General features: G+C 58.4%; 17 protein-coding genes. 6 read left to right on the top strand and 11 right to left on the bottom strand.

What is annotated here, in order from left to right; genetic code table 11:
* Positions 1–295: 295 nt before the first annotated feature.
* The 3 genes from ACEYDX_RS01895 to ybaK form a co-directional block, all read right to left on the bottom strand.
* Positions 296–1,171, bottom strand: coding sequence for an EamA/RhaT family transporter (locus ACEYDX_RS01895; protein WP_373740349.1), 876 nt, complete (start codon positions 1,169–1,171; stop codon positions 296–298).
* A 114-nt stretch (positions 1,172–1,285) separates the two neighbouring features.
* Positions 1,286–1,654 (bottom strand): DUF4870 family protein, encoded by a 369-nt coding sequence (locus ACEYDX_RS01890; RefSeq protein WP_373740348.1) that lies wholly within the window; start codon positions 1,652–1,654, stop codon positions 1,286–1,288.
* Positions 1,655–1,844: 190 nt separating this feature from the next.
* Positions 1,845–2,324, bottom strand: a complete 480-nt coding sequence (gene ybaK / locus ACEYDX_RS01885) for a Cys-tRNA(Pro) deacylase (protein ID WP_373740347.1) — start codon at positions 2,322–2,324, stop codon at positions 1,845–1,847.
* Positions 2,325–2,424: 100 nt separating this feature from the next.
* Between ybaK and ACEYDX_RS01880 the strand changes: the two genes are divergently transcribed.
* Both ACEYDX_RS01880 and ACEYDX_RS01875 read left to right on the top strand, forming a co-directional pair.
* Positions 2,425–2,772: a RidA family protein gene (locus ACEYDX_RS01880; RefSeq protein WP_373740346.1), complete on the top strand. Its 348-nt coding sequence runs from the start codon at positions 2,425–2,427 to the stop codon at positions 2,770–2,772.
* Between the two features lie 438 nt (positions 2,773–3,210).
* On the top strand, positions 3,211–4,077 hold the full coding sequence (locus ACEYDX_RS01875; RefSeq protein ID WP_373740345.1) for a folate-binding protein YgfZ: 867 nt from the start codon (positions 3,211–3,213) through the stop codon (positions 4,075–4,077).
* A 494-nt stretch (positions 4,078–4,571) separates the two neighbouring features.
* Here the strand turns inward: ACEYDX_RS01875 and ACEYDX_RS01870 are convergent, their stop codons facing one another.
* From ACEYDX_RS01870 to ACEYDX_RS01860, 3 genes are all read right to left on the bottom strand, one after another.
* Complete coding sequence (locus ACEYDX_RS01870; protein WP_373740344.1) at positions 4,572–5,015, bottom strand: DUF4149 domain-containing protein; 444 nt, start codon at positions 5,013–5,015, stop codon at positions 4,572–4,574.
* Between the two features lie 183 nt (positions 5,016–5,198).
* Complete coding sequence (gene greA, locus ACEYDX_RS01865) at positions 5,199–5,675, bottom strand: transcription elongation factor GreA (protein ID WP_373740343.1); 477 nt, start codon at positions 5,673–5,675, stop codon at positions 5,199–5,201.
* A gap of 9 nt (positions 5,676–5,684) precedes the next feature.
* Entirely contained in the window at positions 5,685–5,852 is a 168-nt protein-coding gene (locus tag ACEYDX_RS01860) for a hypothetical protein (protein ID WP_373740342.1), read from the bottom strand.
* Between the two features lie 66 nt (positions 5,853–5,918).
* Here ACEYDX_RS01860 and ACEYDX_RS01855 point away from each other — a divergent pair, with 66 nt between their 5' ends.
* Positions 5,919–6,053: a hypothetical protein gene (locus tag ACEYDX_RS01855; protein WP_373740341.1), complete on the top strand. Its 135-nt coding sequence runs from the start codon at positions 5,919–5,921 to the stop codon at positions 6,051–6,053.
* On the opposite strand, the gene ACEYDX_RS01850 is transcribed toward ACEYDX_RS01855, so the two are convergent.
* The 4 genes from ACEYDX_RS01850 to ACEYDX_RS01835 all read right to left on the bottom strand — a co-directional run bounded on the left by ACEYDX_RS01850 (position 6,050) and on the right by ACEYDX_RS01835 (position 9,401).
* Positions 6,050–6,613 carry a single-stranded DNA-binding protein gene (locus ACEYDX_RS01850; RefSeq protein ID WP_373740340.1) on the bottom strand — a complete coding sequence of 188 codons (564 nt, stop codon included), beginning with the start codon at positions 6,611–6,613 and terminating at the stop codon, positions 6,050–6,052. The genes ACEYDX_RS01855 and ACEYDX_RS01850 overlap by 4 nt on opposite strands.
* Complete coding sequence (locus ACEYDX_RS01845) at positions 6,613–7,998, bottom strand: MFS transporter (protein WP_373740339.1); 1,386 nt, start codon at positions 7,996–7,998, stop codon at positions 6,613–6,615. Before ACEYDX_RS01845 ends, ACEYDX_RS01850 begins: the two co-directional genes overlap by 1 nt.
* A 202-nt stretch (positions 7,999–8,200) precedes the next feature.
* Complete coding sequence (locus ACEYDX_RS01840) at positions 8,201–8,434, bottom strand: hypothetical protein (RefSeq protein WP_373740338.1); 234 nt, start codon at positions 8,432–8,434, stop codon at positions 8,201–8,203.
* Positions 8,435–8,789: 355 nt separating this feature from the next.
* The gene (locus tag ACEYDX_RS01835; RefSeq protein WP_373740337.1) at positions 8,790–9,401 is read right to left on the bottom strand and encodes a transglycosylase SLT domain-containing protein; all 612 of its coding nucleotides are present in this window, start codon (positions 9,399–9,401) and stop codon (positions 8,790–8,792) included.
* Between the two features lie 329 nt (positions 9,402–9,730).
* On the opposite strand from ACEYDX_RS01835, the gene ppx reads away from it, so the two are divergent.
* Positions 9,731–11,239: an exopolyphosphatase gene (ppx, locus tag ACEYDX_RS01830; protein ID WP_373740336.1), complete on the top strand. Its 1,509-nt coding sequence runs from the start codon at positions 9,731–9,733 to the stop codon at positions 11,237–11,239.
* A gap of 409 nt (positions 11,240–11,648) precedes the next feature.
* Here ppx and ACEYDX_RS01825 read toward each other — a convergent pair whose 3' ends face one another.
* A complete protein-coding gene (locus ACEYDX_RS01825; protein WP_373740335.1) occupies positions 11,649–11,867 on the bottom strand; it encodes a hypothetical protein in 219 nt (72 codons plus the stop codon).
* Between the two features lie 159 nt (positions 11,868–12,026).
* On the opposite strand from ACEYDX_RS01825, the gene ACEYDX_RS01820 reads away from it, so the two are divergent.
* Complete coding sequence (locus ACEYDX_RS01820) at positions 12,027–12,650, top strand: YiiX/YebB-like N1pC/P60 family cysteine hydrolase (protein ID WP_373740334.1); 624 nt, start codon at positions 12,027–12,029, stop codon at positions 12,648–12,650.
* A gap of 46 nt (positions 12,651–12,696) precedes the next feature.
* On the top strand, positions 12,697–13,296 hold the full coding sequence (locus ACEYDX_RS01815) for a class I SAM-dependent methyltransferase (RefSeq protein ID WP_373740333.1): 600 nt from the start codon (positions 12,697–12,699) through the stop codon (positions 13,294–13,296).
* The last annotated feature ends 76 nt before the right edge of the window (positions 13,297–13,372 follow it).

The following is a 13,372-nucleotide window of genomic DNA, read 5'->3' as shown; positions in this document are numbered from 1 at the left end:
GTTCGGAAACCTTGCCGATTCATGCGTTTGCGGATATTACCCATGGATTCCCGCCTGCGCGGGAATGACGGTACTTCGGAAACGACGGTGTTTGGTGTCATCAATGCATTCTCCGTACACCGTACACAGCCAGGAAATAAAACCGGTACAAACAGGCCGTCTGAAAAACTTTTCAGACGGCCTTAAATGCTTTTGGCTTCAGCGTTCCCGGTTTAAGCGTTTTTGTCTTTAATCGTCTCAACTTAACTTCAAAACTGTTTGTACGGTTATGCCGCCTTCGGGCGGCTAACCGTACCTACATGCCGATCCAGCGGCTGATCTGTTCCCAGTAAAACAGGCAGCCGATGGCGCATACGGCGATGCTGATGCCGGCGGCGTTGATGCCGCTGATTTTTTCTTTGAACGCCGCCGCGCCGACCAGCGTGCCGAGCACAATCACGCCGATGTTCATGCCGGCGAACACCAGCGTCGGATTTTCGGCCATAGCGCGGTGGGCGTTGATGTAGGTAACGATGTTGGCGAAATTGAGTATGCCCAGCAGGATGCCGCCGACGATGCCCTGTGCCGTCCATTTTGTCCCGCGCGATGCCAGCCAGCCGAACATCAGCACCGCTGCGAGACAGAAAGCCACGAGCAGGTTGCCGGAGAAGGCGTTGCCGCTTTTGGCGAGCTGTTTGAACAGGATGTCGATGACGCCGTAACCCGCCCACACGCCCAGCAGCAGCGCGGCGTTGGCGGCAAACCCGCCCGATTTTTTACTGCCGTCTGATTTACACAGCAGGCAGAACAGGGCGGCGAAAGCGAGTACGATGCCGATCAGGCGGCCTTCGGTGAGCTTTTCGCCGAACAGCGTGAACGACGCAATCACGGGCAGAAACAGCGACAGCCGCTGCGCCGCATCGGATTTGACGATGCCAGCGCCGTCCACCGCCCTGCCCATGATGACGAACACGCCGGGAAGCAGCACGCCCAGAGCGGCGAACAGCCACCAGGTCGGCAGGAAGGCGGCGGGGTTGTCCAAATCGGGTTTCAAAACCAGCATGGTCAGAATAATGGCGGTGATGTAGTTCACCGCCACCGCCTGTTCGACGGGAATTTTCTTTTTCCGCGCCATTTTGAGCAGCACCGACACGGCCACGCTGCACAGGATGCTGGCAATCAGGTAGTTCATGGGTTTCCTTTAATGATGTGTGCAAACGGGTTTTCAGACGGCCTTACTGCGTTTGCAGTCAGACAGGCCGTCTGAAAACAGCGGCAGACGGCCTGTCCGCCCTGCCCTGCGGCCTTACAGCCAGCCGTGGGACGAAATGGGTTTGTTGTCGTAAAACTTCACGAACCCCACCACCACACGGTAGATAAACCATACAAATACCAGCGTCAGGATAAGGAAGCCAATCAGCAGAAACATGGTCAGGGCACCGATTAAGCTGCCGATAAGCGTAATCCAAAAGGTTTTAATCAGGTACTGGATGTGGTCGAAATACGGCGTGCCGTAAAAATCGTCGCGCTTCACATAAGCTATAATCACGCCCACCAGCAGCGTCAGGCCGGTAGCGACGGATACGGCATACAGGATGTAGATGACCATCAGGTAGTCGCGCAGCTTGTCCTGCTCGGGCGGGACATCGGGGGCGGGTACGATTTCGTTGTTCATGGCATGACTCCTTGTTTGTACGGAACTTTAAATAGGGCAAATTAAAACGGTAAGGCCGTCTGAACACTCAAAATTCGGCAAAACGGCGGATCGAAAGCGGGATACGGTTTCGTTTCAGACGGCCGCCGCTGCGTTGCCGTACCGCAGCCGACACTCCTTACGCAGGCGCACACAACATCCGTACGCCGTTTCAGACGGCCACTTCGACATCCTGCGGATTCAGGCTGTCCAAAGCTGCGGGGGCGACGGCGACTAAAAAACCGCGTTTGCCGCCGTTAATGTAGATGATCTCCAAATCCCGGATGCTGCGTTCGACAAACACCGGCAGCGGCATTTTGGTGCCGAAAGGCGAAGTGCCGCCCACCAAATAACCCGTCCACTTGGCAGCCTGCTGCGGCGCGGCGGGTTCGATGTGCTTCATGCCCAATTGGCGGGCAAGGTTGCGGGTGGAAATCTGTTTGTCGCCGTGCATCAATACAATCAGCCCCTGCTTTTTATCGTTCTGCAACACGATGGTTTTGACGACGCTGTGTTCGTCCACACCCAGACACGCCGCCGAATGCGCCGTGCCGCCGCGTTCTTCGTAGGCGTAAAGGTGCGGCTCGAACGCGATGCCGTGCGCGCGCAGAAAACGCACGGCCGGGGTAACGGGGTAATCGGGTTTGCTCATGGATTTTGCACCCAAACGGTTGGCAGGCCGTCTGAAAACGTTTTTTCAGACGGCCTGTATGTTAACATAGCCACCGTTGCCATTAAAACCGAGTCCCGCCATGAACATTACCTACCACGGACAAACCCCGCGCCTTTCCGAAGCCGTCGTTGCCAACGGTTTCGTCTTCCTTTCCGGCATGGTGCCCGAAAACGGCACGGATGCCGAATCGCAAACCGCCGACGTGCTCGCGCAAATCGACCGCTGGCTGGCCGAATGCGGCTCCGACAAAGCGCACATTCTCGAAGCCACCGTTTTTCTGAGCGATATGGCCGACTACGCCGCGATGAACCGTGCGTGGGACGCATGGGTCGCCCCGAACCGCGCCCCCGCCCGTGCCTGTGTGGAAGCCCGTTTGGCCAAACCGGAATGGCGGGTGGAAATCAAAGTGTCGGCGGTACAGCGTTGAGCAAAAGCCGTTTAAATCCGACTAACCGTATGATATAAAAAGGTATCTTCCGCAACCGAAGGCCGTCTGAAAAAATAGGGCGGATGAAGCTGTGGCCGAATAAACCGTTCCCGCCGCCGGCGCATAACGGCAACCGCCGAAACTTGATTGACGAAAATACTGTGTTCGGAGATTAGAGTCGGCAGGATACGGGTTAAGACGGATTGTCCCGCTTCCGTTATTCCCGTTCAGGCGGGAATCCATGCCTGAAATCCAGTATCTTTTTTATTAAACAACTGTTTGCGAACATCACAACCGGATACCCGCCTGCGCAGAAACGGCGGAAAATTCAGCATCAACACCATATCCGAACACAACCTGTCAAAAAAACCGGCCGCCGCTGAGCCGCCGCAAAACGCTGCCGTTTCAGACGGCCCAACCCCGCAAGGAAAACTGACCATGCACACCCGTTTACCCTTTTTCAGCGTAATACAGGCATCCGGCGAAGAAGCCGCCCTGTTCCTGCACAACCAGTTGTCGAACGACATCAGCAACCTGCCCGACAACCATGCCTGCTACGCCACCTACAACACCCCCAAAGGCCGCGTGATTGCCAATATGCTGGTGCTCAAGCGCAGCGGCAGCGACATCCTGCTGCTCATGGCCGCGGATTTGGCCGAAGCCGTCGTCAAACGGCTGCGGATGTTCGTATTGCGCGCCAAAGTACAGTTCGCGCCGCTGCCCGATTACGCCGTGTCCTGCGAACTGGACGACGGTGCCGAACCGCTGCCCGCCGCAACGCCCACACTCGCGTTTGAAGCCGCGTTTTCAGACGGCGTCCACATCATCACCCTGCCGCACAAAGGCCGTCTGAAAACCGGCCCCGCCGAACTGCTCGCCCCCTACGATGCCGCTGCCGAAAACGCGTGGAACGTCCACGAAATCCGCAGCGGCTACCCGTGGATTTGCGCCGCCACCAAAGAAACCTGCGTCGCCCAAATGCTCAACCAACACACCATCGGCGGCATCCACTTCAAAAAAGGCTGCTATCCCGGCCAGGAAATCATCGCCCGCGCCCAATACCGCGGCCAAGTCAAACGCGGCCTGGCCGTGCTTTCGGGCGCATCGCTCGAAGCCGCAGGCATCGCCGTACACGCCGACGGCGACGAAGCGGGCATCCTGCTCAATACCGCCCACACGGAAAACGGCAGCATCAGCCTGGTCGTCATCAAACACGCTGCCGCCGCATCCGCCCTCACCGATGCCGACGGCAACGGGTTGCGTCAGGAAGCCCTGTTCTTCGACGCTGCCGCAGCAAACGGCTGAACATAAGGCAGATACGTTTCAGCCATCCCGTTTGCCAAAACCCCCGTTTTGACGGCATACAGCATTGCAAACCCGTTGCGACAGGCACAGAGTGACCGTTTTTCCGCCGCCGTAACGGATTTGCCGTTTTACCGTAAAGCAGCAACAAGGCCGTCTGAAAACGTTTTTCAGACGGCCTTGTTGCTGCCCCCCATCCGTCATTCCCGCGCAGGCGGGAATCCATGCCCGAATCTCACCGCCAATCGAATCACATAAAAACGGCAATCACCAAACAACCATCACACAAAACCAAACAAAGGCCGTCTGAAAAATATTCAGACGGCCTGATTACCGCTATATGCCCGTCATTCCCGCTCAGGCAGGAATTCATGCCCAAATTTCACCGCCAATCGAATCACAAAAAAACGGCAGTCATCAAACAACCATCACATAAAACCCAAACAAAGGCCGTCTGAAAACCAGTTTCAGACGGCCTTTGCACCACAGGCAACGCGTCAACGCCATTCCAACCTGATTAACCGCCACACCAGCCAACCGCCCAGTACCGCAGCCGCCAGATAAACGGTGGCGGAGATGCCGTGCCACATGCCGAACGTACCGCCGGCCAAATTAAGCAGCCAGTTGCCCTGTTGGGCTTTCAGCGCATCGATGACAGGCGTAATCAGATACTGGTTTGCGGTCAGCAGCAAAACCTGCAACAGCACGAGCTTGCCGGTGTAAGGCGGCCTGTTGCGGCGTTTCTCACTCAGCCTGCCGACCAGATACAGCAGCAGCCAAATCAGAATGCCGCCGTACGAAACGAAACCGAACAGTTCGCCCGCAATCGCGCCCGCCTGAACGCGCGGCAGTTCGCGGAATAAAACAGGAGCGGCAATATAGCCTGCGGTAATCTGCATACCGAGCCACATCGCGGCCAACATAATCGCTGTTTTGTTCATACCGTTTGTCCCTTTATCGTAAAAATCCGTTTTTGTAAGCCGGCAGATTGTATGCCATTCCCGTACATTTCTGAATGTAAATTTACCGAACGAACAAAAGGCCGTCTGAACGGTATTTACATACCCTTTCAGACGGCCTTTGATAACGGCTCGTATCAAAACAGCCGGGCAACGCCCTGCAAATCAGATGTATTCGACCGAAATAATGTCGTATTCGCGCACGCCGCCCGGTGCCTGCACTTCGGCGGTGTCCCCCTCTTCCTTGCCGATGAGCGCGCGGGCGATGGGCGAGCCGACGTAGATTTTACCGTGTTTGATGTCGGCTTCGTCTTCGCCGACGATTTGGTAGGTAACGTGTTCTTCCGTTTCCAAATCCTCAAGCGTTACCGTGCTGCCGAACACGATTTTGCCTTCGGCATGGATTTCCTGCGGGTTGATGATGTGGGCGACGGACAACTTGCGTTCCAATTCGGAAATACGGCCTTCGATAAAGCCCTGTTTCTCCTTGGCCGCTTCGTATTCGGCATTTTCCGACAAATCGCCGTGCGAACGGGCCTCGGCAATGGCTGCGATGATTTCGGGACGGGCAACGCTCTTAAGCTGCTGCAATTCGGCCTTGAGCATTTCCGCACCGCGGATGGTTAAAGGAATTTTCTGCATTTCGTTTTCTCATGACTTGCCGCCTGATGCGGCGGCGGATAAATAAAAATACAAGCCGCCAGTCTTCAAGGCGGCTTGCATCGTAAATTGTTGCGCGGGCATTATTGTAACAAAACCCCGCCGCCGCGCAAACTTCCCAAACGCATCCGGACGGTATTCTTCCAGCAACTGTTGCATCCAGGCCGTCTGAAATTTGAATCTCTGCAACAGCGTTGGAGAACGGATTCAACCTGACGCGGCGGCGTGCGTATTGTCAACCCGTTCCGCCGCATCTTCATCGGTATCAATACCGGCACATTATCCAAACACATTTCAAGCGAAAGCAAAGGCCGTCTGAATGTTTCAGACGGCCTTTGCTGCGTGTGGATACTGATTTAAAACGGGATATCGTCGTCAATATCGTCCACCGGTGCGGCCGGCGCGGCGGGGGCTTGGCGGCGTGGAGCGGCGGGAGGGGCACTCGGGGTTTCGGGCTGGTATACCGGTGCGCCTTGGTATTGCTGCGGCGCATTTTGATACTGTTGCGGGGCGTTTTGGTACGGCTGCTGTGCAGGCTGGCCGTAACCGCCTTGGTCGCCGTATTCTGCGGAGCTGCCGCCGCTGTTGCGCGAGCCGAGCATTTTCATTTCGCTGCCGATGATGTCGTAGGCGGTGCGTTCGATGCCGTCTTTACCCGTGTATTTGCGGCTTTGGATGCGGCCTTCGATGTAAACCGAGCTGCCTTTGCGCAGGTATTGCGCGGCGATTTCGGCCAAGCGGCGGTAAAGGGTGATGTTGTGCCACTCGGTTCGCTCCTGACGCTGGCCGGTGTTGCGGTCGTTCCAGGTTTCGCTGGTGGCGATGCTGAAATTGCACACGGCTTCGCCGTTGGGCATGTAGCGGGTTTCGGGGTCGCGGCCGAGATTGCCGATAAGGATGACTTTGTTTAATGATGACATCAGTTTGCTCCTGAAATGATTTGTTCGGCGGCTGTTTGGTCGAAACCTTCCTGCAACGCCTTGATGTAAACGGTTTGGCCGTCTGAACTGAATCTTACGGCCTCTATGCCTGCAACGGCGGACAGCCGCTGCCTGAGGGGTTCCTGCCTGCCTTGCCACGCCGGAGGTACGGCGAAACCGAGGTTTTTAACAGGTTGCGGGGCGGGGGCGCACGCGGCGACGAGCAGCCACAGCAGCAGCAATGCGGTACAGAAGCCGAATACGCCGCTAAAGCCGTAATGCTGGAACAGCAGTCCGCCGACGGCACCGCCGCTGAACAGCCCCACCGACTGCATGGTGTTGTACACGCCCATGGCCGTGCCTTTCAAGTCAGACGGGGCGGTTTTCGACACCATCGACGGCAGGCTGGCTTCCAATACGTTGAAACCGATAAAGTACACCGCCAGACACAGGCCGATGCTCCACAGCGAACCCAAACCTGCAAACAGGACAATCTGTGCGGCGGCTACGCAGGCGATGCCCAGCAGGAATACCTGCTTGAGTTTGTTGCGCGTTTCCCCCACGATAACCAGCGGCACCATCGCAATCAGGCCGATAACGGTGGCGGGCAGATAGACTTTCCAATGCTGGACTTTGTCCCAACCCAAATCCACCAGCGCAAACGGCAGTGCGGTAAATAGCGCCATCTGGGAAGCGTGCAGCGCGAAAATGCCGAAATCGTAACCGAGCAGGCGGCTGTCGCGCAGCACTTCGCCCATCCGCGCGGGCTGGGCTTCCGCGTCTTCATGCAGTTTCGAGATTTGCGGATTGGGCGTTGCCCAAGCCACCACGCCGATGCTGATCACGGTCAGCACGCCCGTAAGTGCGAACAGCCCGGGCACGCCGACAAGCTCGGTCAATATCGGCGCCAGCACAAGGCTCACGGAAAACGTCAGCCCGATGCTCAAACCCACCATCGACATCGCGCGGGTACGCACGCCGTCGCGGGTCAAGTCGGCCAGCAACGCCGTTACCGCCGCGCTGACCGCCCCCGCCCCCTGCACCGCGCGTGCCGCCACCAGCATTTCCAACGTATCGGCGGCAGCGGCCATAAAGCTGCCTGCGGCAAACACAATCAGGCCGAAATAAATCACCTTCTTGCGCCCGAAACGGTCGGACGCCATGCCCAGCGGCAACTGCATCAGCGCCTGCGTCAGGCCGTACATGCCCATCGCCAGCCCCACCAGCGCCTTATTGTCTGCCGCACCCGGCAGGCCGGCGGCATACAGTGCCAGCACGGGCAGCACCAGAAACATCCCCAGCATCCTGAGCGCGTATACGCCCGAGAGCGTCGTGCTGGCGCGCCATTCGGCAGGAAGCATCTGGATGCGGTTGTCTTTGGCCATGGTGTGTCGACTTTATGCGGCGGTTGCCTGTTGCGGTCATTTTCAGACGGCCTTTGTTGCGGAAAGGCCGTCTGAAAAACAGTTCGGAATCATTGTTCCGGCGGATTATACAGCACTGCCGCAAGCCGCTGATAATTTATCCTGCTCCGCCTGCGCACCTTCAAAACGGCCGCCGCTTTTCAGACGGCCATGTCCGTTTGCGTTACCCGCTTTGGTTTTCCGATGCGGAAGCGGGCCGGTTGTCATCCGGATGGCCGGACGCAGCCGCCGTTTCAGACGGCCTGTGTTTGCCCGGCAGCAGCAGGGAAAGGAGCAAACCGATGAAACCGCCGCTGAGCATGGCATTAACAATTTCACGGCCATCTGCTGTCCCCATAGCACCCACCAATATCGTCAAACCCACCATCGCCGCCGTACATGTTGTAGCACTTGCCACAACACCGCCTAAGCCGAATGCAGGACGGAGAATGCAGATTGGTAGTGCGCATAAGATAAATACAGGAAATGCATACACCATGAGATATATCCACACCAAAACCATCCAACCATCATACGAATCCAAAGAATATAGCCATATACCCACCGACAACGGCGGGGCCAACAACAGCAGCGACCATATATAGGCCGTATGCCCTCGTCTGCCGTGTTCTGTTTTTTCAGACGGCCTGTTTTGCCTGCCGTTTATATCGTTCATTCAGAATGTCTCCTCTCGGTATCTGCTTGCATGAGGCCGTCTGAAACGCTGAATATCTGTTTCAGACGGCCTTCGGTTTCGGGACGGGGCTGCCGTTTCAACTCCACTGCCACCGGTTGCGCCATGCGCCGAGCACGGCGTTGGGGTATTTGTTGCTGCCGAGGCTGCCGTTGAAACGGGCGAGCGCGCGGACGAGGTTGCCTTTTTCGACGTTGTTGTAATGGCGCAGGATGGTGCAGCCGTAACGCAGGTTGGTGCGGATGTCGAACAGGTTGTGCGAAGGCGCGCCGATGTGGTTTTTCCAAAACGGCATCACCTGCATCAGCCCGCGTGCGCCCACGCCGCTGATGGCGTATTGGCGGAAGCCGCTCTCGACTTCAATCAGGCCGAGCACCACCTGCGGGTCGAGTCCCGCGCGGCTGGCTTCGTAGTGGATGTTGATCAGCAGGCGCTCGCGTTCCGCCGCATCGGGAACGAAACGGGCCAGCCGCGACGACATATCGCGCAGCCAGCGGCGGCCGTCGGCGGGGTTGGCGAACACCAGCCGCGGCGGATTGACGTTGTTAATCGAACTGCGCATGACCGAGGCAACGTCGTCGGACAGGGTTTCTTCGCGCTGCGCGCCTGCAAGTGCGAGTTTCGGGGACAGCAGCAGCGCGCCTGAAGCAAGCAGCAGGCGGCGGCGGACGGGTGAAAATCGGTTTTCCATATTATGTATCGGCCAAATGGTTGTCGGATGTTGTTTCGTCGTTTCAGACGGCCTGAAGCCGTCTCGGGCTGCAATTATAAGGTTTCGCCTGCGGCGGATAAAGTTTCCGCCGCCCGGGAGGCGCATGACCGTTGCAATCTGCGACACCTTGGTGCGGTTCGGGGGTTTCCGCCACCGCTGCGGCGGCCCTGCGGACGGGTTTTCAGACGGCCGTCTGAAAATTTCCCGCCGCTTCTGATACATATCAGACCTTTGCGCCGCCGTAATTGTCAGCCCGAGTGCACGCGCGGTAATATGACGGCTTTTCCAACTTGCACAACGGTTTGATTATGACTGCCTCTCTGTCGAATGTTTTGGCTTCCGTCGATTTGGGTTCCAACAGCTTCCGCCTGCAAATCTGCGAAAACCACAACGGCCAGCTCAAAGTGATTGATTCGTTCAAACAGATGATGCGTTTGGCGGCCGGTTTGGACGAAGCCAAAAACCTGTCGCAGGAAGCGCAGGAACGGGCGTTGGAATGTTTGGCCAAATTCGGCGAACGGCTGCGCGGTTTTTCCGAAAAACAGGTGCGCGTGGTGGCCACCAATACGTTCCGCGTGGCGAAAAACATCGGCGAATTCATGCCCAAAGCCGAAGCTGTGCTGGGCTTTCCCATCGAAATCATCGCCGGACGCGAAGAAGCGCGGCTGATTTACACCGGCGTGGTGCACACCCTGCCGCCCAACGGTGATTCGATGCTGGTCATCGACATCGGCGGCGGTTCGACCGAATTCGTCATCGGCTCCGACTTGCAGCCCGTCATCACAGAGAGCCTGCCCTTGGGCTGCGTAACCTACAGCATGCGTTTTTTCCGGCACAAAACCGGCCAGAAAGACTTTCAGGCGGCCATCTCCGCCGCCCGCAACGAAATCCAGCGCATCAGCAAACTGATGAAGCGGCAGGGATGGGATTTCGCCGTCGGCACGTCCGGTTCGGCCAAATCCATCCGCGACGTGCTTGCCGCCGAATACCCGCAAAACGCCGACATCACGCTCGAAGGCATGAAGAAGCTGGCGGCGCGGATTGCCGACGCAGGCTCGGTGAAAAAAGCCAAATTCGACTGCCTCAAACCCGAACGCGTGGAAGTGTTCGCCGGCGGGCTGGCGGTGATGATGGCGGCGTTTGAAGAACTGGGCATCGAAAAAATGACCGTTACCGAAGCCGCCCTGCGCGACGGCGTGTTTTACGACTTCATCGGCCGCAGCCTCAACGAAGACATGCGCGACCAAACCACCGCCGAATTCCAAAAACGCTACCACGTCAGCACCAACCAGGCCGCGCGCGTGGCCGAAACCGCGCAGAAATTCATGGAAAGCCTGTGCCGCGCCGACAATACCGGCCTACAGGATCTGGCCGACTGGCAGCAATACATCGGCTGGGCAGGCCGTCTGCACGAAATCGGCGTCGATATTTCCCACACCGGCTACCACAAACACTCGGCCTATATTCTCGAACAGGCCGACATGCCCGGTTTTTCGCGCAAAGAGCAGACCGTTTTGTCGCAGCTCGTGCTGGCCCACAGGGGCGATTTGCGTAAAATGACCGACATCGTCGGCAACCGCCGCCTGATGTGGTTTGCCGTCTTGAGCCTGCGCCTGGCCGCCCTGTTCTGCCGCGCCCGCCTGCCGCTCGAACTGCCGCCGCACACCCAGCTTCGCCCCGCCGACGACGGCAAAGGCTTCGTCCTGCGCATCAACCGCGACTGGCTCGACACCCGCCCGCTGATTGCCGACGCACTGGCCTACGAAAGCGTGCAGTGGCAGAAGGCGGAAATGCCGTTTACCGTGCAGCCGCAGTAGTCCGTTTGCCGGATACCGCAAAGGCCGTCTGAAAACAGATTTCAGACGGCCTTTGCGGTTGGCCGGATTTGGATGACGCACCTATTACACAAATGCCGTCATTCCCGCGTAGAACGCAATCCGTTCGCTGTCTCGAAACGAAGGCCGTCTGAAAAAAGATTCAGACGGCCTTTGCGGTTGGCCGGATTTGGATGACGCACCTATTACACAAATGCCGTCATGCCCGCGCAGAACGCAATCCGCTTGCTGAATGTCGAAACGAAGGCCGTCTGAAAAAAAGATTCAGACGGCCTTTGCGGTTGGTCGGGTTTGCATGATACGCCTATTACATAAATGCCGTCATGCCCGCGCAGGCGGGAATCCAGTTTTCAAATTTAAGAACTCTTTTTGATTCATGCACTTGCAGATATTAACCGTAGATTCCCACCTGCGCGGGCATGACGATATTGGTATATTTTTTGCAACCATCCGCTCCGAATCTCCCACTGCTCGGCAAAACATAGCGGATTTGCGTAAACGGACGACGCTTGTCCAGCGCATCCAAAAACCAACCCGCCCCCAAACACAGGCCGTCTGAAAACAGGTTTCCGGCCGGCCGTATTTTGAAACACCGCCACAACGGCTGCATACGGTTACATCCTCACAGCCGGCCATACCCACCCTGCCGCAGTCGGATTGGAAGCCACGACAACACAGCAGCTTCCCCTGCCCTGCCGCCGTTTTCCGGCCGACAGTCCGCGATTCCCCGTTATAATCTCCCCTGTTTTCAGACGGCCTTCATCCCGATATGCCCCGCCACCGCCTGCCCGTACGGGCAATCCTTATCCTGCTGATTACTGCCGCGGCAGCCGCGTTCCTGCTGTTGTGCAAGCCGGAACAACCGCCGCTGCCGCTGCCCGATGCCGCGCTGCTGCGCGAAGGCGACTGGGTTTTCCGCAGCGGCACATCCGCCGACAGCCGCTTGATCAAAACCCTGAGCCGCAGCCCGTATTCCCATATCGGCATACTCGTTGCCGTCCGCCCGCAACCCGTCGTCGCCCATGCGACCACCGACGACGACCCCGAACGCCCCAACCGGGTTCTGCTCACGCCGCTGGCCGATTTCGCCGCTGCAGACCGTGCCGACGGCATCGCCGTTGCCCGTGCGCGCTTCCTGACACCCGAACAGGCCGCCGCCGCCGCGCGCCACGCAAAAGCACAGGCGGGCCGGGCATTCGTGCTGACCGCCCGCCACCAAAACCCGTTTTACTGCACCACCCTGATTGCCGATGCCGTCCACAGCCAACACCCTGCCTTCGCCCCGAAATGGCAGCATCTCGACATCGCCCTGTACCGCGGCGATTATCTGTTCCCCGAAGCCTTCGCCCACGAAAACATCGAATGGATCTACCGAACACCGGCCAAACCGTAACCCCCTGCCTGCCCCGCAACAGGCCGTCTGAAAACGGAAGCGCAACATGTATCTCGACAACATCCTTCCTTTCGCCCACAAACTGCTCAAAGCCCGCATCCGGCAGGGCGATACCGTGCTCGACGGCACGGCGGGCAACGGCCACGACACGCTGCTGCTGGCGCAATGCACCGGCGCAGGCGGCACAGTTTGGGCATTCGACATCCAACCCGCCGCCATCGCCGCCACCCGCGCACGGCTCGAAACAGCGGGCGCGGCGGCACAAGTGCGGTTGGTCTGCGCCGGACACGAAACGCTGGCCGCACACGTTTGCGAACCGCTCGCCGCCGCCGTGTTCAACTTCGGCTGGCTGCCCGGCGGCGACAAAACCCTGACCACCCGAACCGATACCAGCCTGACCGCGCTCGATGCCGCACTCCGCCTGCTCGCCCCCGACGGCCTGCTGCTCGCCGCACTCTACCCCGGCCACGAAGCGGGACAACACGAAGCCGCCGCCGTTTCCGCATGGGCGGCATCCCTGCCGCAGCAGCGGTTTGCCGTGTTGGAATACCGTTTCACCAACCGCCGCAACCGCCCGCCGTTCCTGCTTGCCGTCGAACGTCTCGACGGCTGGCCAAACGGCAACGACCGGCCAAACGGGATCTGAACCCTAACCTGCCATTGCCCGTGCGCATGGGCGCGAAACGGCAAAGGCCGTCTGAAAAGTTTTTCAGACGGCCTTG

Origin of the sequence: Neisseria sp., assembly GCF_041804105.1 — a bacterium.
Taxonomy (GTDB): Bacteria; Pseudomonadota; Gammaproteobacteria; order Burkholderiales; family Neisseriaceae; genus Neisseria.
This window is presented reverse-complemented; position numbering and strand designations above follow the sequence as displayed.